This window comes from Lentzea sp. HUAS12 (assembly GCF_024125735.1).
Classification (GTDB): domain Bacteria; phylum Actinomycetota; class Actinomycetes; order Mycobacteriales; family Pseudonocardiaceae; genus Lentzea; species Lentzea albida.
This window is the reverse complement of record NZ_CP099738.1, coordinates 6,150,238-6,171,202: the sequence shown is the minus strand read 5'-3', so window position 1 is coordinate 6,171,202 and position 20,965 is coordinate 6,150,238. Positions and strand designations below refer to the sequence as shown.

Sequence of the window (20,965 nt, the reverse complement as noted above, 5' to 3'; positions counted from 1 at the left end):
CCTGATCCGCAGGCGAATTAGGCTGCCGGTATGGCGAACCGACTCGCGGACGCGACCAGCCCCTACCTGCTGCAGCACGCGGACAACCCGGTCGACTGGTGGCCGTGGTCCGAGGAGGCGTTCGAGGAGGCCCGGCGGCGCAACGTGCCGGTGCTGCTGTCCGTCGGCTACGCGGCCTGCCACTGGTGCCACGTGATGGCGCACGAGTCGTTCGAGGACGCGGAAGTCGCCTCGTACCTCAACGAGAACTTCGTGCCGGTGAAGGTGGATCGCGAGGAACGCCCGGACGTCGACGCCGTGTACATGGAGGTCACGCAGGCCATGACGGGCCACGGCGGGTGGCCGATGACGGTGTTCCTCACGCCGGACGCGCGGCCGTTCCACGCGGGCACCTACTACCCGCCGTCGCCACGGCCGGGCATGCCGTCGTTCACGCAGCTCATCGAGGCCGTGTCGGCGACGTGGACCGCGCGGCCGGACGAGATCCTGGAGTCCGCCTCGGCCGTAGTGGAGGAGATCTCGCGCCACGCGGCTCCGCTGCCACCGTCCGCTGTGGACTCGGACGCGCTGGCGGGCGCCGTGGTGTCGTTGCTGGGCGAGTTCGACCGCCGCAACGGAGGATTCGGTGGCGCGCCGAAGTTCCCGCCGTCGATGGTGCTCGAGTTCCTGCTGCGCCACCACGAACGCACCGGGTCGGTCGAGGCGGTGTCGATGGCCACCTCGACGGCCGACGCGATGGCCGACGGCGGCATGTACGACCAGCTCGGCGGCGGGTTCGCGCGCTACAGCGTCGACGCGTCGTGGGTCGTGCCGCACTTCGAGAAGATGTTGTACGACAACGCTTTGCTGCTGCGCTTCTACACGCACCTGACGCGGGTGACGCGGTCGGAGCGCTACGAACGGGTGGCGCGGGACACGGCGGCGTTCCTGCTGCGGGACCTGCGCACGCCCGAAGGCGGGTTCGCGGCCTCGCTGGACGCGGACACCGACGGCGTCGAGGGCCTGACCTACGTGTGGACGTACGAGGAACTGGGGGAGGCCGCCGCGGCCTTCGGCGTGACCGCCGAGCCGAACTTCGAGGACGGCAGGTCGACGCTGGGGTTCGTGTCGGAACCGGGGGAGCAGGTGCGGGCGTCGTTGCTGGCCAAGCGGGCCCTGCGACCGCAGCCCGGCCGTGACGACAAGGTCATCGCCTCCTGGAACGGCATGGCGATCGCCGCGCTGGCCGAGGCGGGCGCGTTCTTCGGGGAACCGGCGTGGATCGCGGCGGCCGGGGAGGCGGCGTCGTTGCTGGCCTCGGTGCACCTGGTCGAGGGGCGGCTGCTGCGCACCTCCCGCGACGGCGCGGCGGGCCCGTCGTTCGGCGTGCTGGAGGACTACGGTTGCCTCGCCGACGGGCTGCTGGCGTTGCACCAGGTCACCGGCTCGATCCGGTGGCTCGACCTGGCGTGCGGGCTCCTGGACACCGCTCTCGCACGGTTCGCCGTGCCGGACTCTCCAGGCGCCTACTACGACACCGCTGACGACGCCGAAGCGCTCGTACGGCGCCCCGCCGACTCGACCGACAACGCGTCGCCTTCGGGCGCGTCCTCGCTGGCCTCGGCCCTGCTGACGGCGTCCCTGCTGTCCGGCGCCGACCGTTCCTCGCGCTACTACGAAGCGGCTGTGGCCGCCGTGACCCGTGCGGGGCTGCTGGCGGCGCGGGCCCCTCGGTTCGCCGGGCACTGGCTGACGGTCGCCGAAGCGCTGGTCGCGGGACCGTTGCAGGTGGCCGTGGTGGGTGCCGACGACTCGCGCCGTGCGTCGCTGTGGGCGGCGGCGGTGGCTCATGTGCCCGGAGGCGGCGTCGTCGTGGCCGGAGAGCCCGCCTCCGTGCCGTTGCTGGAAGACCGGCCGTTGGTCGACGAGGGCCCGGCGGCTTACGTGTGCCGCGGCTACGTCTGCGACCGGCCGGTCGTCACGGAAGAAGCCCTGGTCACTTCGCTGACGGCGAACGCCTCCTAGCTGATTGCAGGCGTAACGTCGGTAACGACGTAATCATGTAATCAGGGATGGTCGAAATGGGACGTGGATGGCGAGGAAGGGGCGGGTGGCAGCAGGCTGACCTGCCCCCGGCCGACGACGCGGCGGCCTGGTTCGCGGGCAGGCTCCCGGACGGCTGGTTCACGGGCGCGGCGGAGGTGGTCGTCGACCGCGAGGAGATCACGGTCGTCGGCACGCTCCCCGACCTGGAGGGCGAGTTCGACGACGCCTCGCGCGCCGCGGCCGAGTCCGGTCGCATCTCGCGCTGGCGCGAGGAGACCCGCGACGAACGCATCGAGATCGCGCGCCAGGCCGAGCACCGCTACGGCCGCAAGGTCGCGTGGGGCGCGGTGCAGGGCGGCACGCGCGAGCTGTTCACGCACCTGGCCGTGCCGGTCATGACGCGCCTGCGCCAGCCGGAACGCCAGGTGCTCGACACGCTGGTGGCCGCCGGCGTGGCCCGCTCACGGGCAGACGCACTGGCGTGGGCCGTGCGCCTGGTGGGCGAGCACGCCGACTCGTGGCTCGGTGAGCTGCGCGACGCCATGTCGCGTGTGGACGATCTTCGTTCGCAGGGGCCTGATCTGGCCTGAGTCAGAGGGCGGTCGCGGTCGGGAGGGGTTCGCCGGACCTCTCCCGGCTCGCGTCCGGCCGGCTCGTTCCCGTCCTGAGGCCGATGACGCACCCGAGCGCGACCGTGGTGACACCGAGAACCGACACCAGCGTCAGTTCCTGCACGCCCAGCAAGACGGAAGTCGCGAGCCCGGACACCGGCATCAGCCCGATGAGCACGCCCGCGCGGTCGGAGCCCAGGCGGTTCACGGCGAAGTACCAAAGTCCGAAGGCCAGCGCCGTCACCACCACGGCCAGCAGCGCGAGCGCGAAGCCCTGCCGGGGAGTGGGCACCTGCCAGCCGCCGACGAACGTGCCGAGCACCGCGCCGATCACCGTCGCGAGGATGCAGGTCCAAGTGGCCACACCGAGCACACCAAGGCGCCGTACGACACCCACGGCGAACAGCGTGAAACAGACCTCGCCGGCCATCGTGAGCAACGCCAGCACAAGGCCGGGACCGTGCCACGAGCCACCGCCGGACAACAGCACGATGCCTGCCGCCACCACCACGGCACCCACCACGGCAGATGTGGTGCGCTTGCGGGAGAGCAGCGCCAGTGCGACGGGCGAGCCGCCCATGACGGCGGCCACGAAGCCCGGTTCCGCGTACTGCTGAGCGGCGATGAGCAGGGCGTTGAAGCCGAGCATGCCCGTGACGACCACGCCGAGCAGTGGCGGCAGATCACGCCACGACGGCATCGGCAGACGGCGTGCCACCAGCAGCAACACGGCCGCGCCGAGGGCGTAGCGCATGGCCTGACCGGTCAGCACCGGGTAGCCCTCCAGCATCCCCGTGACGGGCACCGACGCTCCGACGATCGTTGCCGCTGTCGCTCCCGCGGCCACCCCGAGTTTCATGCCTCGAAGCCTTGCGCCGAACTGGTCCAGGTTTAAGCTCCACTTCAATGACCACGAACTGGTCCACTTTCCGCGAGCTGCTGCTGCCGGGACACCAGCGGCGCCGAGGCGTGGAGGCCGAACTGCGCCGGGCGATCCGGGACGGGCGGCTCCCGCCCGGCACGCGGCTGCCGTCGAGCCGGGACCTGGCCGCGCAGCTCGACGTGGCGCGCGGCACCGTGACCTCGGCGTACACGCAGCTCGTCGCGGAGGGGTACCTGACCACGCGGCGCGGGTCGGGGACGACGGTCGCGAGCCTCGGCCCCGCCGGGGACAGCGGTGTGCCCGAACCGCCGCCGCGGTGGCGGTACAACCTGCGGCCCGGCCTGCCCGCGCTGGGCGCGTTCCCCCGCGCCGAGTGGGTGGCGGCCCACCGGGCGGCGCTCGCCGAGCTCCCCGACGACGACCTCGCCTACCCCGACCCCGCCGGTTTCGCGGGGCTGCGCAAGGAGGTCGTCGACTACCTGGCGCGGGTGCGGGCGGTCGTCGCGAAGGACGCCGTGATCACCAACGGCTCCGCGGACGGTCTGCAACTCACCGCGAGGGTCCTGGGCGGCAGCATCGCGATCGAGGAGCCGAGCCACTTCGGCGGCGAGAACATGCTGCGCTCGCACGGACTTCACACCGTGCCGATCCCGGTGGACGACAAGGGGATCCGCGTCGACCTTCTGTCCACAACGGACTGCAAGGCGGTGCTGGTCACCGCCGCACACCAGTTCCCGCTGGGCGTGGTGCTGCACCCGGAGCGGAGGCGGGCCCTCGTCGACTGGGCGCGCGAGCGGGACGCGTTGATCATCGAAGACGACTACGACGCCGAGCACCGCTACGACCGGCCGGCGCTGGGGGCGTTGCAGGCGCTCGCACCCGAGCACGTCGTCTACCAGGGCACGACGAGCAAAGTGCTGGCGCCCGCGCTCAGGCTGGGCTGGCTCGTGGTGCCCGAACGCCTGCGCGAGAGCATCGTGCAACGCAAGCAGTACAACGACATGGGCACGGGCACGATCCCTCAAGCCGCGTTCGCACACCTGCTGCGGACAGGCGGCTACGACCGGCATCTGCGCCGTACGCGCGCGCTCTACCGCAAGAGGCGTGACGCGCTGCTGGATGCCGTTGCGGAGCATCTGCCCGCGTGGCAGCCCATCGGTGTCGCGGCCGGGCTGCACGTCGTGCTGCGCATGCCGGACGGGACCGACGACCTCGCGTTGAAGAGCAGTCTTGCGGACCGTGGCGTGAACGTCTGGGCGTTGGCGCAGTACACGCGCACGCCCACATGGCCGGGCCTCGTGGTGGGGTATGCCGCGCTCACCCCCGACCGCCTGCGGGAGGCGGTCAGGGAGATCGCTGCCGCCGCCTAAAGGATGTGCTCGCGGTCGGTGCCCATGATGTGCTCGCGGGGCTCGCTCATGATGTGCTCGCGGTCGGTGCCGGACGCGGCCCCGTTCAGGGCCGTCACGGCGACGGCGGCGAACAGCAGAGCGGCGGCAGCGATCTTGATTGCGTTCACGGTTCGGTAAACCCCCAGGTAGAACGGTTGACCGAGGCAGCCTAACCCGCTCCTCCAGAAATTGTCAGTGCGCGGGTGCACCATGAACACGTGCTCCTATCCGAAGTGGTCGACACGTCAGCCGCCGTGGCGGCGACCCGGTCGCGCCTGGCCAAGGTCAAGGCGCTGTCGGCGTTGCTGCGCTCGGCGACGGCGGATGTGGTGGTCGCGGTCGTGTCGTTCCTCATAGGCACACCGCGGCAGGGTCGCATCGGCACGGGCTGGCGCACCGTCGTCGACCTGGCCGTGCCGCCCACCGCCCACGCCGAGCTGACGATCGCCGAGGTCGACGCCGCGCTCGCCGAGGTGGCCACGACGTCCGGCAAGGGCTCGGCGCAACGCCGGGTCGACCTGCTGACGGCGCTGTTCAAGCGCTCGACAGAAGCGGAGCAGGACTTCTTACGCCGGTTGCTCACCGGCGAGCTCCGCCAGGGCGCCCTGGAGGGCGTGATGCTGGACGCCATCGCCTCCGCCGCGGACGTGCCGGGCGAGGTTGTGCGGCGGGCGTTCATGCTGTCCGGCCGCCTGCCCGAGACGGCGGTCGCGGCGCTGGACGGCGGCGCGACGGCCCTGGAAGCGATCCGGCTGGAGGTCGGCCGCCCCCTGCGCCCCATGCTCGCCTCCCCGGCGGAGTCGCTGGACGAGGCGCTCACCGAACTCGGCAGCTGCGTGGTCGAGCACAAGCTCGACGGCGCCCGCATCCAGGTGCACCGAGCCGGCGACGAGGTCCACGTCTACACGCGCACGCTGCGCGAGATCACCAAGACGGTGCCGGAACTCGTCGAACTGGTCCGCGGCCTGCCGTGCACCTCCGTGGTGCTCGACGGCGAGACACTGGCGCTGACCGACGAGGGCAGACCCCGCCCGTTCCAGGAGACGATGAGCCGCTTCGGCGCGCAGGACGAACGCGAGCTGCTCCTGCACCCGTACTTCTTCGACTGCCTGCACCTCGACGGCCAGGACCTGCTCGACGACCCGCTCCGCGACCGCCTCACCGCCCTGCGCCGGGTGGCGGGCGAACACGTCATCCCCGGCGTCCAGGACCCGACACCGGAGCAGGCGGCGGACGTGGTGACGGCGTCGCTGTCCGCGGGCCACGAGGGCGTGATGGTGAAGTCGCTCGCCTCGCCCTACGCCGCGGGCCGCCGAGGCCGAGCCTGGCAGAAGGTGAAGCCCGTCCACACCCTCGACCTGGTGGTGCTCGGCGTCGAATGGGGCAGCGGCCGCCGCCGCGGCTGGCTGTCGAACCTGCACCTGGGCGCCCGCGACCCGGACGGCGGCCCACCCGTGATGGTCGGCAAGACCTTCAAGGGCCTCACCGACGACCTGCTCAAGTGGCAGACCGAGGCCCTCCAGCAGATCGCCACCGAGCAGAACGACTGGGTGGTGACGGTCCGCCCGGAACTGGTCATCGAGATCGAACTCGACGGCGTCCAGGTCTCGCCGCGCTACCCCGGCGGCGTGGCGCTGCGGTTCGCCCGCGTCGTGCGCTACCGCCCGGACAAGGACCCGTCGGAGGCGACGACGATCGAGGAGGTGAGGGCGCTCCTGCCGACCGCCCAGTCGCAGCAGGAGGCCTGACCGGTCGCCGGCGCGCCCGGGACGTGGCTGGCGCACGTCCGCCTGAGCCGAATCCGGAGGGGCCGACTCGCCCCGCGGCGGGACGAGCGGAGCCCGGACCCGTCTCGGTCCGGGTCCGCCTGCCCACCACGCGACTGCCCGCCGGCCCATCACGAACCGGCCCTGCGGGCTGCCCACCCCACGGCCGGGCCCGTGGCTGCGTGCTTACCGCACGAACGAGCCCTCTGCTGCGTGCTCACCACAAGGCCGAGCCCCTTACTGTGTGCGCACCGCACGCCCAGGCCCGTCGTTGCGTGCTCACCGCACGCCCGGGCTCCTCGTTGCGTGCTCACCGCACGCCCGGGCTCCTCGTTGCGTGCTCACCGCACGCCCGGGCTCCTCGTTGCGTGCTCACCGCACGCCTGGGCTCCTCGTTGCGTGCTCACCGCACGACCCGATCCCGTTGCTGCGTGCGCACCGCACGACCGAGCCCTCGGCTGGCTGCCCACCACACCACCAACCCAGTCGCCTGACCACCACACGGCCATCCGGCCACCCCCGCCATTTGCCCCCACCGACAGCCCCGCGCCTCCCGGCACCGCCTCGAACGGCGCAAATCCGCGTGCGGCCGACCCGCCCACACCACTAGCGTCGCCCGGTGCCCGACGCCTCCGCGCTGCTCAGCGCCTTCGACACCCAAGTCCGCTCCGCCGAGTGGACGTTCCCCGAGCCCGACGCCGTCGTCCACCGCGACGGCCCCGTGTTCCGGGTGACCTGGCCGCAGCGGCGGGGGTTCGTGGCGGGCCCGCCCGACCTGGGCGTCAGCGGCTCCGACCTGGACGACCTCATCGCCCGGCAACGCGACTTCTTCACGGAGCGCGGGCAGAGCGTCGAGTGGAAGACGTGGGGCCACGACACCCCCGCCGACCTGCCCGGACGGCTGGAGGCGGCCGGGTTCGAGTCCGAGGGGCGCGAGACCGTGCTGGTCGGCCTGGCCGAGGAGATGGCGCGGCCGGTCGAGCTCGACGGCATCGTCGTGCGGGAGGCGAGAGGCGTGGCGGACGTGCACCGGCTCGCGCTCACGGCCACGACGGTGTTCGGGCGCGGGCACGACTGGCTGATCGACCGCCTGCTCGAGAAGGCGGACGACCCGAACGTCGTCGCGGTGCTCGCGGAGGCGAACAACCTGATCGTGTCGTCCTCGCGCATCGAGGTCGTGGCGGGCACGGAGTTCGCTGGTCTGTGGGGTGGCGGCACGCTGCCCGAGTGGCGCGGCAAGGGCATCTACCGCGCTCTGGTGGCGTACCGGGCCCGGCTGGCCGTCGAGCGCGGCGTCAAGTACCTGCAGGTCGACGCCACCGAGGACAGCCGGCCGATCCTGGAGCGGCTCGGCTTCGTGCCGGTCACCACGACCACCGGCTACGTCTGGAACCCCCGGTGAACTCGCGCGGGAGCGGCCCGGCGGACCGCGGGCGTTGACGACGAGCGGACGACAAGCGCCGCAAGATCGCGAGTTGTCCACAGGTTGCAGGCGTCCTGACCTGCGGAGACGTCCAGGCCGATAAGCTGTGGACAGACGGGAACCAGAACCGGATTTTCATCGTTCCGCAAGGTGAGGAAGCGCGGGGGGCGGGCGGGCTCAGTGCCCAGATGAGACGCTGCGGGTAGCGTGGAAGCACGTGCGGTTCATCGAAGGGCATCGACCCTCTTACGACCTGACCTACGACGACGTGTTCCTCGTGCCCGGCCGGAGTGCCGTGGAGTCGCGGTTCGGCGTCGACCTCTCCACCTCGGACGGCACCGGGGCCACGATCCCGATCGTCGTCGCGAACATGACGGCGGTGGCCGGGCGCCGGATGGCCGAGACCATCGCGCGGCGCGGCGGGCTCGTCGTCATCCCGCAGGACGTGCCGACCGAGGCCGTCGCGGAGATCATCTCGTGGGTCAAGGAGCGGCACCCCGTGTGGGACACGCCGTTGACGCTCACCACGGGTGACGCGGTCGCGGACGCGTGGAACCTGCTGCACAAGCGGGCGCACGGGGCCGTCGTGGTCGTGGACGACGGCGGGCGGCCGCTCGGGGTCGTCGACGAGGCGGCGCTCACCGGGGTCGACCGGTTCGCGCGGCTCGGCGACGTCATGAACACCGACGTGCTGAAGCTGTCGCTCGACTCGCGGCCGCAGGACGTGTTCGACGAGCTGCACCACAGCGCGCACAAGGTCGCGCTCGGCGTGGACGAGGCGCTTCGGCTGCGGGGCGTGCTGACCGAGCTGACGGCGTTGCGGGCCGAGGTCTACAAGCCGGCCACGGACGACGACGGGAAGCTGCGGGTCGCCGCGGCCGTCGGGGTCAACGGGGACGTGCGGGCCAAGGCCGAGGCGCTGGTCAAGGCCGGGGTGGACGTGCTCGTCGTCGACACCGCGCACGGGCACCAGGAGAAGATGATCGCGGCTCTCAGGGCCGTCAAGGACGCGAACCCCGGTGTGCCGGTGGCGGCCGGCAACGTCGTGACCGCCGAGGGCGTGCGGGACCTGGTCGAGGCCGGCGCGGACATCGTCAAGGTCGGTGTCGGGCCCGGCGCGATGTGCACGACGCGGATGATGACCGGTGTCGGCAGGCCCCAGTTCAGCGCGGTGGCCGAGTGCGCCGCGGAGGCGCGCAGGCTCGGCAAGCACGTGTGGGCCGATGGCGGCGTGCGGCACCCTCGCGACGTGGCTCTGGCCCTCGCCGCCGGTGCCAGCAGCGTCATGGTCGGCAGCTGGTTCGCGGGGACGTACGAGTCTCCAGGCGATCTGCAGCGGGACGAGCGCGGGAACCTCTACAAAGAATCCTTCGGAATGGCGTCGAAGCGTGCCGTGACGGCGCGGACGCGAGGGGACAACGCGTTCGAACGGGCCAAGAAGGGGCTGTTCGAAGAAGGCATCTCGACGTCGAAAATGCGCTTGGACCCGGTGCGTCCGAGCGTGGAGGATCTGCTGGATGCGATAACGTCCGGCGTTCGCTCGGCCTGCACGTATGCCGGTGCGACCTCGCTGGAGGAATTCCACGACAAGTCTGTGCTCGGCATCCAGTCCGCCGCCGGATTCGCGGAAGGAAGGCCGTTGCCAGGGGGATGGTGAGAAAGTGGACGAAGCGGTCTCGGTGAGAGATCTCCGCAAAGTCTATAAAACAGGACAAAAGCCTGCGGTGGACGGACTGAGCTTCGACGTCCGCCGCGGTGAGGTCTTCGGACTGCTCGGGCCCAACGGCGCGGGCAAGACGACCACGGTCGGCGTCCTCACCACGCGCGTCCGCCCCACCTCGGGGCAGGCGCTCGTGGAGGGCGTCGACGTGGTGGCCGACTCGAAGCGCGCGCGGCAGCTGCTCGCCGTCGTGCCGCAGCGCAACAACCTCGACCGCTCGCTCAACGCGCGGCAGAACCTGCTGTTCCACGCGGCCTACCACGGCATCGGGCCGAAGGAACGTCAGCGGCTCGCCGACGACATCATCGAGCGGATGGGCCTCAAGGACCACCAGAACGCGCTCGTCGACACGTTGTCCGGCGGCCAGGCGCAGCGGCTGATGATCGCCCGCGCGCTGATGCACCGGCCCAGGGTCCTGTTCCTCGACGAACCGAGCACCGGACTCGACCCGCAGGCCCGGCTCTTCGTCCACGAACGCGTCGCGGCACTGCACGCGGACGGCGTCACGGTCGTGCTCACCACGCACGACATGGACGAGGCCACCAAGCTGTGCGACCGCGTCGGCATCGTCGACCACGGCAAGCTGCTCACCCTCGACACCCCGGACGAGCTCACCAAGAACCTGCCGGGCAGCAACACGGTCAGCGTCTCGGTGAGCCCGAACGGCCACGACTCCGCCAAGATCACCCAGGTGCTGTCCGAAGTGGACGGAGCACAGCGGGTCGAGGAGGTCGGGAACATGTTCCGCGTCTACACCGACGCCGACACCGCGATCACACTGCCGGCCGTGCTGAACGTCCTGCGGGACCTCGACGTCACGGTCAGCGACGTCGCGATCGGCAAGCCCAGCCTCGAGGACGTCTTCATCCACCTGACCGGGAGGGAGCTCCGGTGAGCCAGCTGACGACGTTCCGGGCGATCCTGTGGCGCGACGTCTTCGTCACGGGCCGCGAACTGCCGAGCTTCCTAGCGCAGGTGATCATCCAGCCGTTCTTCATCCTCTTCATCTTCGCGAAGGTGCTGGGGGACATCGGCTACGTGCAGGACGACTTCGCGCAGGTGTTGTTACCGGGCATCATCGCGATGAACGGGTTCCTGGGCGCGCTGCAGAACACGACGCTGCCACTGGTGCTCGACTTCTCCTGGACGCGCGAGATCGAGGACCGGCTGCTCGCGCCGATCTCCATCCCGCTCGTCGCGGTGGAGAAGATCGTGTTCGGCGCGATCCGCGGCTTCTTCGCGGCCGTGCTGATGGTGCCCGTCGGGTTCGTCATGCTCGACGTCTCCTGGGCGTGGTCGGGGATTCCCGGCGCACTGCTGGTGATCGTCCTCGGCTGTCTCGCGGGCGGCAGCGTCGGCCTGGTCATCGGCACGTCGGTGCCCGCGCGCCGGGTGAACGTGATGTTCGCGGTGATCCTCACGCCGATCCTGTTCACCGGGTCCGCGCAGTTCCCGTGGCGGTCGCTCAGCGACGACCTGTTGTGGTTCAAGGTGGTCTGCGCGCTCAACCCGCTGACGTACGTGAGCGAGGGCATGCGCGCGGAACTGGTGCCGGACGTGCCGCACATCCCGTTGCCGATCGTGCTGCTGGTGCTCGTCGTCGCGATCGCGGGCTTCGGCGGGCTCGGCCTGCGGGGCTTCATGAAGCGAGCCCTGGACTAGAACCCCACGAGAAAACGGCCCCGCGCAACGAAAGCGCGGGGCCGTTCTCACAACGACACTAGGAGGCGTAGTCCTCCAGCATCTCGGTGACGAGGGCCGCGATCGGCGAACGCTCCGAGCGCGTCAGGGTGACGTGGGCGAAGAGCGGGTGGCCCTTCAGCTTCTCGATCACCGCCGCCACGCCGTCGTGCCGACCGACCCGCAGGTTGTCGCGCTGCGCCACGTCGTGCGTCAGCACCACCCGCGAGTTGCTGCCCAGACGCGACAGCACGGTCAGCAACACGTTGCGCTCCAACGACTGCGCCTCGTCGACGATCACGAAGGAGTCGTGCAGCGAACGGCCGCGGATGTGGGTGAGGGGCAGGACCTCGAGCATTCCGCGGTCCATCACCTCTTCCACGACCGCCTGGCTCACCAGTGCGCCGAGGGTGTCGAACACCGCCTGCGCCCACGGCCCCATCTTCTCGTTCTCACTGCCCGGCAGGTAACCGAGCTCCTGGCCGCCGACCGCGTACAACGGCCGGAAGACCACGACCTTGCGGTGCTGCCTGCGCTCCATCACGGCTTCGAGACCGGCGCACAGCGCCAGTGCCGACTTGCCGGTGCCCGCACGTCCGCCCAGCGAGACGATGCCGACTTCGGAGTCCAGCAGCAGGTCCAGGGCGATCCGCTGTTCCGCGGACCTCCCGTGCAGTCCGAACGCCTCCCGATCTCCGCGCACCAGCCTGATCTGCTTGTCCGCGGTCACCCGGCCCAGAGCGCTCGACGTGCCCGCCAGCAACCGGATTCCGGTGTGGCAGGGCAGTTCGGCGATGTGCTCCAGGTCCTCGTACTGGGTGGGGTCGACGACGCCTTCCTTGAACAGGCCGTCCACGAGGGACTGGGGAACGTCCATGTCGGACATCCCCGTCCAGCCGGACAGGGTGACGTCGTGCGCCCGGTACTCCTCCGCCGGCAGGCCGACCGATCCGGCCTTGACCCGCAGCGGCATGTCCTTCGTCACCAGGGTGACGTTGCGCCCCTCAGCAGCGAGGTTGAGGGAGCAGGCGAGGATTCGGGCGTCGTTGGAGTCCGTTCGGAAACCTGATGGCAACACCTCCTGGTCGGAGTGGTTGAGCTCGACGTGCAAGGTGCCTCCCAGGTCCCCGATGGGAACCGGCGAATCGAGGCGACCATGCCGCAAGCGCAGGTCGTCGAGGAGGCGCAGGGCTTCCCTCGCGAACCAGCCCAGTTCGGGGTGGTGGCGCTTGCCCTCCAGCTCGCTGATCACCACGAGCGGGAGCACGACCTCGTGCTCCGCGAACCGGGTGGGGGCGAGGGGATCGGACAGCAGTACCGACGTGTCCAGCACATATGTCGTGATGGCCGGTGCGGCGGACTTGCGCCGGGAGGAAGAACTGCGCGATGAGCCTGAGGTACGGCTCGCGGGACGTCGTGCGTTCACGGCAACTCCCTCACGAACGCGGCACCCGCGTCCGCTCCTCGCTGGGCCAGGCACCACCCTGATCGGTCGTCTCGCCTTCCGCCGGTGCGGCGTCAGGCAGGTCGACCACGAGGGCCGGGTGCCGGCCCCCTCGCGACGTTTTCTGCCACGATCAGAGCCTCCCTGCGCGGTCCGCAGTGGTCGCGTCCCGCCGCTTTCGAAGTTACCTGTGGAAGTGCCCCAAAGGCACGAAGCCACACAGGTGAATCCGAATTTGTCATCTTCCGGACAACAACCCGAAACGTGACCGCTTCCGTGTTTCAGCTGGTCAGATGGTGTTCTCGTGGGCGTTGCGGGCGAGCCACGACACTCCGTCCCTCACCTGGGATTCGAGTGATTTCGGCGTGAGGGGCTCGTCGAGAAGTCTCAGGTATCGGGAGTCGAGCGATTCGCCGGGCGCCCGGACGTCGAGCCACGCCCGCACGAGACGCACTCCTTCGACGTATGTCGTCGTGTACGCGCGCCACAGCGGATCCGCCAGGAAACGAACCATCTGCCGTGCGCGGCGGTCCGGAACTAGCAGCCACCTGCGCAGATGCGCAACCACGTCATCCTGGTCCGCACCACGATCGTGTAGCAGCAGGGCGGCGTCCTGCCGGACCGTGAGCAGGCCCGATGCCGCCGCCTCGACCTTTTCGGACAGTTCGCCGTCCATTCGCAACCCCAGGTCGCCGAAGATCTGCTCCGTCCACCGGCCCCAGCCGGGTCCGACGGCGGCGTGCAGGCCGAGGTCCGCCATGCCCTCGGCCATCAGGCACTGGGGCGTGTTGATCAGGAAGATGGACTGCTCCGCGTGGCCGCGCTTCGCGACCAGGCCCGCGTCCTTGCGGCAGTGCTCGGTGTGGTGGCCGGGGTAGGACTCGTGCGCGACCAGGTGCGGCAAATTCGACATGCGGTGGCCGAGGTCGGCGTTCACGGCGACGCGGCTGCGGTAGCCGCCCAGGTAGTAGTTGAAGCCGCTCCACGGCTTGTTCGTCACGACCTGGTACTCGACGATCTCCTGCTCGGGCAGCGCGTACTTCTGGCGCACGCGGTCCCGCAGGGCGCTGGAGAGGGCCTGCACGGCGCCCTGGAGCCTGCGCGCGGGCACCTCGTCGGCCGTGCGGAACGCCGTGAGGCGGTCGGTGAGCGTGCCGGGGCCTTCGAGGACCGCGTCGAGCTTGCGGTGGGCCTGCGCGTACGCGTCCTCGTCGCCGGGCCGGATGCGCACCTGGAAGTACTGCTGCACCTCGTCGACGAACGAGACCCGCTGCCCGTCGAGCTTGCGCGCCGTGCACTCCAGGGCCCTCAGGTGCCCCTCGAGGAACTGTTTGCGCTGGTCGGCCAGGTCGGTGCCGGGGAGTTCCCTGATCAGCAGCCGGGCGTGCTCGCCCAGCGCCCTGGGGTGCAGGCGCGGTTCGTTGTCGACGGAGCGGCTCAGCGCCGGGTCGCCGGTGAACGAGTCGACGAACCCGGGAACCAGGCGCCCGAGCCGCAGCCCCAGCACCAGATATCCGCGTACGAGCTCGTCAGCGTCCATGAGTCGGAGAGCTTAGGGCGTCTACCACAGCGTCTTACCCGCGACCGAACCGTGAATCGACGACCACCTGATCGGGGAATGTTGTTGATCTTGCCGTCACACAATGGTGTCACTCGTGCGGCCGATTGCGATCAACACCTATAGCGTTTCCGCCCGGAGACCCCACCGCTCCGGAGATCCCCGAAGACTCCGGAAATGACGGGGATAACCCGACATGAAGGAGAATCACATGAAGAAGGCTTGTGCCGTGGTTGCCGCCGCAGCCGCGCTGTCGCTCGCGTTCGCCCCGGCCGCCATGGCCGGCGAGGGCCACGAGGGCCACGGCCACGGTTACCACTGGTCGAACGGCCCCCTGCTGGTCCTCCTGAACGGCAACAACGTCAACGGCACCGTCGGCGCCTGCGGCAACAACGTCGGCGTTCTCGGCGCCGCCGTGCCGATCAACTCCCCGTCGATCACCGGCACCTGCGCTGCCGGCGGCATCGTCGACGAGGGCTGATCTCCCTCTTCGTTCTGAATTTGGGGGCGTCATTCTTGGCGCCCCCAGATCGTTTTACCTCAAGTTAAACCTTCATGAGGAGAAAATCGTGCTGAAGCAGACCGGCGCAGCTCTCGCTGTCGCTGCCGCTTTCCTTGCCGTTGGTTCGCCGGCGATGGCCGACCCCGGCTACCACTGGAACAACGCTCCGCTGCTCGTCGCGGGCAACTCCAACAACCTGAACGTGACCGCCGGCGTGTGCGGCAACAACGTCGGTGTGCTCGGCGCGGCGGTTCCGGTGAACTCGCCCTCCATCACCGAGACCTGCGCGGCCGGCGGCATCGTCGACGGCGACGACTGGAACTGGGGCTGGGACGACTGATCCCGCCTTCCGGCAGTTGAAGGGGCGCTCACCTCGCGGTGGGCGCCCCTTCGGCGTCTCAGCTGCCGTAACGGCGGTGGCGCTTGGCGTACTCGCGCATGGCCCGCAGGAAGTCGGTGCGCCGGAAACCGGGCCAGTAGGCCTCGCAGAACCAGAACTCCGAGTGCGCCGACTGCCACAGCATGAAACCGGAGAGCCGCTGCTCACCGGACGTGCGGATGATCAGGTCGGGGTCGGGCTGCCCGGACGTGTAGAGGTGCTCGGCGATGTGGTCGACGTCGAGGACCTCGGCCAGCTCCTCGATGGTGCCGCCCCGCTCCGCGTGCGCCTGCAGCAACTTGCGGACCGCGTCCGCGATCTCCTGCCGCCCGCCGTACGCGACGGCGACGTTGACCTGGATGCCCGTGCGGTTCTTGGTGCGCGCGGCGGCGTTCGTGAGGCGCTCGGCGTGCTCCCTGGGCAGCATGTCGAGCGCGCCGACGTGCCGGATCCGGAACGGCTTGTCGTCCTCGGCCAGCTCGTCGGTGATGTCCGCGATGATGTCGAGCAACGGCGCGAGCTCGTCGTTGTCCCGGTTCAGGTTGTCGGTGCTCAGCATCCAGAGGGTGACGACCTCCACTTTGGCGTCACCGCACCAGTCGAGCAGCTCGAGGATCTTGCGCGCGCCGGCCCTGTGCCCGTGCGCCACGTCGGTGAACCCGGCCTCCCTGGCCCACCTGCGGTTGCCGTCGAGGACCACGCCCACGTGCTTGGGAGCCTGTGGCGTCGCGCTCAGCTCGCGACGGAGAATCCACTCGTAGAAGTGGATAGCGACGTCTTTCACACGGGTGCGGAGTGCCACGTCCGAACAGCGTACGCCGTGCGGAGTTCATCACTGAGGCGTGGTGGGAAACCTACGGTCGCGTAACCTAGGGACCTGTGACCACTGCGACCGTTCCTCCCCAGCCCGGACTGCGGCCGCGCCTGCGTGGATGGCTGCACCTCTGGTCGTTCATCGCCTCGGTGGCGACAGGCGCGACCCTCATCGCCCTGGCGGCGTCCACGGTGTCCGCGCGCGCTGCCCTGGCCACCTCCGTCTACGGCCTGACAGTCCTCGGCCTCTTCGGCGTCTCGGCGCTGTACCACCGCGTGACGTGGAAGTCCGACCGCGTGCGCACGTGGATGAAGCGCATGGACCACTCGATGATCTTCGTGTTCATCGCCGGCACCTACACGCCGTTCGCGTTGCTGGCGATGGATCCCGGCACCGGCTCGACCGTGTTGTGGGTGGTGTGGATCGGGGCCCTGCTCGGCGTGACGCTGAAGCTGGCCTGGCCGCACGCGCCGCGGTGGCTCGGGGTGCCCATCTACATCGCGCTCGGGTGGGTCGCGGTGTTCGTGCTGCCCGAGCTGCTGCACCACGCCGGGGTCGCGGCTTTGGTGTTGTTGCTGGTGGGTGGGGCTCTTTACACCGTCGGCGCTGTCTTCTACGCGACTCGGTGGCCGAACCCGTGGCCGCAGGTGTTCGGGTACCACGAGTTCTTCCACGCGGCGACCGTGGTGGCGGCGATCTGCCACTACATCGCCATTTGGCTCGCGATGTACTCCTAGCTTCCCGGCTTTCCAAGGGGCTCTTCCACCTGGAAGAGCCCCTTTCCCACTTCAGCGCCCTCCGCGGGCCATGTGCAGCACGTCCAGAGCGGCGTCCAGCTGCTCCTCGGTGAGCTTCGAAGGCACGTGACCGCGCTCCAGCACCACCTCGCGGATCGTCTTGCGCTCCTTCAACGACTGCTTGGCGATCGACGCCGCCTCCTCGTACCCGATGTACCGGTTCAGGGGCGTGACGATCGACGGCGACGACTCGGCGTACTCCCGCATCCGCGAGGCCTGGGCTTCGGTGCCGGCGAGCACCTTGTCCGCGAGCAGGCGGGCGACGGCGGCGAGCAGGCGAGAGGACTCCAGGACGTTGCGGGCGATGACCGGCAGCATCACGTTGAGCTGGAAGTTGCCCTGCGAGCCGGCGAACGCGACGGTGGCGTCGTTGCCGATGACCTGGGCGACGACCATCATCGTGGCCTCGGAGATCACCGGGTTGACCTTGCCCGGCATGATCGACGAGCCCGGCTGGAGGTCCGGCAGGGCCAGTTCGCCGAGGCCCGTGCGGGGGCCCGAGCCCAGCCAGCGGAGGTCGTTGGCGATCTTGAACAACGCCACGGCCGACGCGCGGAGCTGCCCCGAGATCTCGACCACGCCGTCCTGGGTGGCCTGGGCCTCGAAGTGGTCGCGGGCCTCGACCAGCGGGAGGTCGGTCGCGGAGGCCAGTTCGGCCGCTACCAGGGCACCGAACTCGGCGGGCGCGTTGAGGCCGCTGCCGACCGCCGTGCCGCCGATCGGGAGTTCCGCGAGGCGCGGGATCGACGCCTGCAGGCGCTCCACCGAGTAGCGGACCTGCGCCGCCCAGGCGCCCGCCTCCTGGCCCAGCGTGATCGGGACGGCGTCCATGAGGTGCGTGCGACCCGACTTGACCAGGTCGGCCCACTCCGACGCGCGGGACTCCAGCACTTCCAGCAGGTGCCGCAACGACGGGATCACGTCGGTGACGACGGCCTCGGTGGCGGCCACGCGCAGGGTCGTCGGGAACGTGTCGTTGGACGACTGCGAGGCGTTGACGTGGTCGTTCGGGTGCACGTCGCGGCCCAGCGCCTTCGTGGCGAGGGTGGCGATGACCTCGTTGGCGTTCATGTTCGACGACGTGCCGGAGCCCGTCTGGAAGACGTCGACCGGGAAGTGGGCGTCCCACCGGCCGGCGGCGACCTCGTCGGCCGCGGTGGCGATGGCGGAGGCCACGTCTTCGGGGAGGACGCCGAGCTGGGCGTTGACCCGCGCCGCCGCTGCCTTGAGCAGGCCCAGTGCTCGGATCTGGGCGCGTTCCAGGCCTCGACCGGAAATCGGGAAGTTCTCGACCGCGCGTTGTGTTTGGGCGCGCCACAATGCGTCGACCGGCACGCGGACCTCGCCCATCGTGTCGTGCTCGACGCGGTACTCCTGTTCAGACATGCCATCGAGTCTCTATGGTCGATCACAGCACTGCCACCCACCACTGGCAGAAGGGCCCCCTCATGGAGCGTGACGTCGACCTCCTCATCGTGGGCGCTGGTCCCACGGGGTTGTTCGCCGCTTACTACGCAGGCTTCCGGGAGATGAACGTCGCGGTCGTGGACGCCCTGCCCGAACCGGGCGGCCAGGTCACGGCGATGTACCCGGAGAAGATGATCTTCGACGTCGCCGGCTTCCCCGCCGTGCGGGGGCGTGACCTCGTCAACGGACTGGTGGAGCAGGCTGCGCAGTTCAAGCCCGCCTACCTGCTCGGCCGCCAGGCGCGCACTTGCGAGTCCATTGAGGACGGTCTGCGGGTCGGGCTGGCGGACGGGTCGGTGATCAACGCCAGGGCCGTGCTGATCACGGCCGGCATGGGCGAGTTCAACCCGCGTCCGCTGCCCGCGGGCGACGGGTGGCTGGGACGCGGCATGGTGCACTTCGTGCCGGTGCTGGCCGAACACGCCGGGCAGCACGTCGTGATCGTCGGCGGGGGCGACTCGGCGTTCGACTGGGCGCTCGCGCTGCACCCGATCGCCGCGAGCGTCAAGATCGTGCACCGCAGGGCCAACTTCCGCGCGCACGCGGCCACCGTGCGGCAGGTGCGGGAGCTCGGCGTCGAGATCATCACCGACGCCGAGGTGCTCGCGTTGCGCGGCGAGCCGCTGTCCGAAGTGGACGTCAAGGTCAAGGGCGGGGACGCGCGGACTTTGCCCGCGCACACCGTCGTCGCCGCGCTCGGGTTCACCGCCGACCTCGGGCCGATCGAGTCGTGGGGGCTGGAGCTCGACCACCGCGCGGTCCTCGTCGACACCACGATGAAGACGAAGCTCGACCGGATCTACGCGGCGGGCGACGTCGCGCAGTACCTCGGCAAGGTCAAGCTCATCGCGACCGGGTTCGGGGAGGCGGCGACCGCCGTCAACAACATCGCGGTGGCGCTCAACCCGTCGGCGCACCTGTTCCCCGGCCACTCGAGCGACGGCACCTGACTCAGGCCAGTGGAGCCGGGTCGTGCTTCGCCAGGTGCTGGAAGATGATCGACGTGCGGAAGCCGACGATCTCCTTGCGCTGACTGAGCCGGTCGACCAGGAACGCGTGCAGGTGCTCGTTGTCCTGCGCGCCCACGTGGATCACGAAGTCGTCGCTGCCCGCCATCACGAACACCGCCGTCACCTCGGGCAGGCCGTGGGTGAACGCCTTGAAGGCGTCGATCACGGCCCGGCTGAGCGGGCGGACCTGTACCGAGACCAGCGCCTGCACGCCCCGGTTCAGCGCCGCCGGGGCGATGTCGGCGTGGTACCCCCGGATCACGCCCCGTTCGCGCAGCAGCCTGGTGCGTTCGAGGCACGTCGACGGGGCGATGCCCACCTTGCGCGCGATGTCGCGGTTCGACTGCCGGGCATCGCGCTGCAGTTCCCGCACGATCGCCGAATCAAGTTCGTCCATGTCGCTTCCCACCTCGTCGCACCGAACGAAGTTCGGCGCAGCGCCCACACCGGTGACGATCACCCTAGCTTCGACGTCGAGAGTTGGTCGAAGTTCGGGAGGGAACGTACATGTGGGAGCACGAACGGCTCGTCGTCCGCACGGGGAAGCGGTCCGGGATGACCACCATGGTCGCCCTGCACTCGACCGCGGCGGGCCCGGCGGTCGGCGGGTGCCGGATGAAGCCCTACGCGCGGATCACCGACGCCGTCGAGGACGTGCTGCGGTTGTCGAAGGCCATGACGCTGAAGTGCGAGGCGGCCGGGATTCCGCACGGGGGAGCCAAGAGCGTGATCGTGGCCGACCGCGAGCTCACCCCGGAGGTCAGGCGCGCCGTGCTGCTCGACCACGCCGACCTGATCAACGAGTTCGGCGGCGCCTACCGGGCGGGCCCCGACGTCGGCACGGGACCGGACGACATGCTGGTGCTGAGGGAACTCACGCCGCACGCCTACTGCCTGCCCGAGGAGCACGGCGGCACGGGTTCGTCGAGCGGGCCCACGGCACGGGGTGTGCTGGCGGCGTTGAGGGCGGCGGCGCGGCACACCTTCGGCACCAGCGACCTGACCGGCAGGAGGGTCGTGATCAGCGGGTTCGGCTCGGTCGGTGAGCTGATCGCGAGAGGACTCCACGGCGCGGACATCGTCGTGTCCGATGTGGACGGAGGCAGGCGGACGGACGAGTTCGGCTGGGTGGAACCGGATCAGGCTTACCGGACCAAGGCCGACGTGCTGGTCCCCGCGGCCGTGGGCGGGGTGCTCAGCCCGGAGACCGTGCGGGACCTCGACGTGCGGCTGGTCGTCGGGCCCGCCAACAACCAGCTCACCGACGACGGCGTCGCCGCGTTGCTGGAGGAGCGCGGCATCGTCTGGGTGCCCGACCACGTCGCGAGCGCCGGCGGGGTGATCTACACGCTCGCCAGGGAGGACGACGGGGCCGACCACGAGACGGCGCTGAAGAAGGTCGACCGCATCGAGGCGACGGTGGAGGAGCTGCTCCGGACGAGTCGGCACGACCTGCCCATCGGGATGTGAGACCCCGGCGGGCAGGTCGTCCGGT

20 protein-coding genes are annotated in these 20,965 nt (G+C 70.2%); 13 read left to right on the top strand and 7 right to left on the bottom strand.

Annotation, left to right across the window (positions count from 1 at the left end):
* Nucleotides 1-30: 30 nt before the first annotated feature.
* Together ND450_RS28065 and ND450_RS28060 are read left to right on the top strand one after the other, a co-directional pair.
* A complete protein-coding gene (locus ND450_RS28065) occupies nt 31-2,004 on the top strand; it encodes a thioredoxin domain-containing protein (protein WP_253321557.1) in 1,974 nt (657 codons plus the stop codon).
* Between the two features lie 56 nt (nt 2,005-2,060).
* Nucleotides 2,061-2,615 carry a hypothetical protein gene (locus ND450_RS28060; RefSeq protein WP_089910504.1) on the top strand — a complete coding sequence of 185 codons (555 nt, stop codon included), beginning with the start codon at nt 2,061-2,063 and terminating at the stop codon, nt 2,613-2,615.
* 1 nt (nt 2,616) lies between these two features.
* Here the strand turns inward: ND450_RS28060 and ND450_RS28055 are convergent, their stop codons facing one another.
* Nucleotides 2,617-3,495 (bottom strand): DMT family transporter, encoded by an 879-nt coding sequence (locus ND450_RS28055; RefSeq protein ID WP_089909513.1) that lies wholly within the window; start codon nt 3,493-3,495, stop codon nt 2,617-2,619.
* 47 nt (nt 3,496-3,542) lie between these two features.
* On the opposite strand from ND450_RS28055, the gene ND450_RS28050 reads away from it, so the two are divergent.
* Nucleotides 3,543-4,889, top strand: a complete 1,347-nt coding sequence (locus tag ND450_RS28050) for a PLP-dependent aminotransferase family protein (protein ID WP_253321556.1) — start codon at nt 3,543-3,545, stop codon at nt 4,887-4,889.
* On the opposite strand, the gene ND450_RS28045 is transcribed toward ND450_RS28050, so the two are convergent.
* Nucleotides 4,886-5,038 carry a hypothetical protein gene (locus ND450_RS28045; protein ID WP_177229555.1) on the bottom strand — a complete coding sequence of 51 codons (153 nt, stop codon included), beginning with the start codon at nt 5,036-5,038 and terminating at the stop codon, nt 4,886-4,888. The genes ND450_RS28050 and ND450_RS28045 overlap by 4 nt on opposite strands.
* Before the next feature lie 90 nt (nt 5,039-5,128).
* On the opposite strand from ND450_RS28045, the gene ND450_RS28040 reads away from it, so the two are divergent.
* The 5 genes from ND450_RS28040 to ND450_RS28020 all read left to right on the top strand — a co-directional run bounded on the left by ND450_RS28040 (nt 5,129) and on the right by ND450_RS28020 (nt 11,481).
* Nucleotides 5,129-6,658 (top strand): ATP-dependent DNA ligase, encoded by a 1,530-nt coding sequence (locus tag ND450_RS28040; RefSeq protein ID WP_253321555.1) that lies wholly within the window; start codon nt 5,129-5,131, stop codon nt 6,656-6,658.
* Between the two features lie 637 nt (nt 6,659-7,295).
* Nucleotides 7,296-8,078, top strand: a complete 783-nt coding sequence (locus tag ND450_RS28035) for a GNAT family N-acetyltransferase (protein ID WP_253321554.1) — start codon at nt 7,296-7,298, stop codon at nt 8,076-8,078.
* Nucleotides 8,079-8,316: 238 nt separating this feature from the next.
* A complete protein-coding gene (locus ND450_RS28030; protein WP_253321553.1) occupies nt 8,317-9,756 on the top strand; it encodes a GuaB1 family IMP dehydrogenase-related protein in 1,440 nt (479 codons plus the stop codon).
* 4 nt (nt 9,757-9,760) lie between these two features.
* Nucleotides 9,761-10,714: an ABC transporter ATP-binding protein gene (locus ND450_RS28025; RefSeq protein WP_253321552.1), complete on the top strand. Its 954-nt coding sequence runs from the start codon at nt 9,761-9,763 to the stop codon at nt 10,712-10,714.
* Nucleotides 10,711-11,481 (top strand): ABC transporter permease, encoded by a 771-nt coding sequence (locus ND450_RS28020; protein WP_089909534.1) that lies wholly within the window; start codon nt 10,711-10,713, stop codon nt 11,479-11,481. Before ND450_RS28025 ends, ND450_RS28020 begins: the two co-directional genes overlap by 4 nt.
* Nucleotides 11,482-11,539: 58 nt before the next feature.
* On the opposite strand, the gene ND450_RS28015 is transcribed toward ND450_RS28020, so the two are convergent.
* A complete protein-coding gene (locus ND450_RS28015) occupies nt 11,540-12,844 on the bottom strand; it encodes a PhoH family protein (RefSeq protein WP_371927791.1) in 1,305 nt (434 codons plus the stop codon).
* Between the two features lie 388 nt (nt 12,845-13,232).
* Nucleotides 13,233-14,483 carry a DUF885 domain-containing protein gene (locus tag ND450_RS28010; RefSeq protein WP_253321550.1) on the bottom strand — a complete coding sequence of 417 codons (1,251 nt, stop codon included), beginning with the start codon at nt 14,481-14,483 and terminating at the stop codon, nt 13,233-13,235.
* A 229-nt stretch (nt 14,484-14,712) separates the two neighbouring features.
* Between ND450_RS28010 and ND450_RS28005 the strand changes: the two genes are divergently transcribed.
* Both ND450_RS28005 and ND450_RS28000 read left to right on the top strand, forming a co-directional pair.
* Nucleotides 14,713-14,982: a hypothetical protein gene (locus ND450_RS28005; RefSeq protein ID WP_089909540.1), complete on the top strand. Its 270-nt coding sequence runs from the start codon at nt 14,713-14,715 to the stop codon at nt 14,980-14,982.
* Nucleotides 14,983-15,070: 88 nt separating this feature from the next.
* Nucleotides 15,071-15,343, top strand: a complete 273-nt coding sequence (locus tag ND450_RS28000; protein ID WP_089909542.1) for a hypothetical protein — start codon at nt 15,071-15,073, stop codon at nt 15,341-15,343.
* Nucleotides 15,344-15,401: 58 nt separating this feature from the next.
* Here the strand turns inward: ND450_RS28000 and ND450_RS27995 are convergent, their stop codons facing one another.
* On the bottom strand, nt 15,402-16,184 hold the full coding sequence (locus ND450_RS27995; protein ID WP_253321549.1) for an isoprenyl transferase: 783 nt from the start codon (nt 16,182-16,184) through the stop codon (nt 15,402-15,404).
* Between the two features lie 77 nt (nt 16,185-16,261).
* Between ND450_RS27995 and ND450_RS27990 the strand changes: the two genes are divergently transcribed.
* On the top strand, nt 16,262-16,933 hold the full coding sequence (locus ND450_RS27990) for a hemolysin III family protein (protein WP_253321548.1): 672 nt from the start codon (nt 16,262-16,264) through the stop codon (nt 16,931-16,933).
* A gap of 51 nt (nt 16,934-16,984) precedes the next feature.
* Here the strand turns inward: ND450_RS27990 and ND450_RS27985 are convergent, their stop codons facing one another.
* Nucleotides 16,985-18,379, bottom strand: coding sequence for a class II fumarate hydratase (locus tag ND450_RS27985; protein WP_253321547.1), 1,395 nt, complete (start codon nt 18,377-18,379; stop codon nt 16,985-16,987).
* A 62-nt stretch (nt 18,380-18,441) separates the two neighbouring features.
* Here ND450_RS27985 and ND450_RS27980 point away from each other — a divergent pair, with 62 nt between their 5' ends.
* Nucleotides 18,442-19,410, top strand: coding sequence for an NAD(P)/FAD-dependent oxidoreductase (locus tag ND450_RS27980; protein ID WP_253321546.1), 969 nt, complete (start codon nt 18,442-18,444; stop codon nt 19,408-19,410).
* Nucleotide 19,411: 1 nt separating this feature from the next.
* On the opposite strand, the gene ND450_RS27975 is transcribed toward ND450_RS27980, so the two are convergent.
* Complete coding sequence (locus ND450_RS27975; RefSeq protein ID WP_253321545.1) at nt 19,412-19,867, bottom strand: Lrp/AsnC family transcriptional regulator; 456 nt, start codon at nt 19,865-19,867, stop codon at nt 19,412-19,414.
* A gap of 110 nt (nt 19,868-19,977) precedes the next feature.
* Here ND450_RS27975 and ND450_RS27970 point away from each other — a divergent pair, with 110 nt between their 5' ends.
* Nucleotides 19,978-20,940 (top strand): Glu/Leu/Phe/Val dehydrogenase dimerization domain-containing protein, encoded by a 963-nt coding sequence (locus tag ND450_RS27970; protein ID WP_253321544.1) that lies wholly within the window; start codon nt 19,978-19,980, stop codon nt 20,938-20,940.
* The last annotated feature ends 25 nt before the right edge of the window (nt 20,941-20,965 follow it).

What these genes read in the sequence shown, in the direction of transcription:
- ND450_RS28065 (WP_253321557.1), top strand. Translation starts at nt 31, where the DNA reads ATGGCGAACCGACTCGCGGACGCGACCAGCCCCTACCTGCTGCAGCAC.
- ND450_RS28060 (WP_089910504.1), top strand. Translation starts at nt 2,061, where the DNA reads ATGGGACGTGGATGGCGAGGAAGGGGCGGGTGGCAGCAGGCTGACCTG.
- ND450_RS28055 (WP_089909513.1), bottom strand. Translation starts at nt 3,495, where the DNA reads ATGAAACTCGGGGTGGCCGCGGGAGCGACAGCGGCAACGATCGTCGGA.
- ND450_RS28050 (WP_253321556.1), top strand. Translation starts at nt 3,543, where the DNA reads ATGACCACGAACTGGTCCACTTTCCGCGAGCTGCTGCTGCCGGGACAC.
- ND450_RS28010 (WP_253321550.1), bottom strand. Translation starts at nt 14,483, where the DNA reads ATGGACGCTGACGAGCTCGTACGCGGATATCTGGTGCTGGGGCTGCGG.
- ND450_RS28005 (WP_089909540.1), top strand. Translation starts at nt 14,713, where the DNA reads ATGAAGAAGGCTTGTGCCGTGGTTGCCGCCGCAGCCGCGCTGTCGCTC.
- ND450_RS27985 (WP_253321547.1), bottom strand. Translation starts at nt 18,379, where the DNA reads ATGTCTGAACAGGAGTACCGCGTCGAGCACGACACGATGGGCGAGGTC.
- ND450_RS27980 (WP_253321546.1), top strand. Translation starts at nt 18,442, where the DNA reads ATGGAGCGTGACGTCGACCTCCTCATCGTGGGCGCTGGTCCCACGGGG.
- ND450_RS27975 (WP_253321545.1), bottom strand. Translation starts at nt 19,867, where the DNA reads ATGGACGAACTTGATTCGGCGATCGTGCGGGAACTGCAGCGCGATGCC.
- ND450_RS27970 (WP_253321544.1), top strand. Translation starts at nt 19,978, where the DNA reads ATGTGGGAGCACGAACGGCTCGTCGTCCGCACGGGGAAGCGGTCCGGG.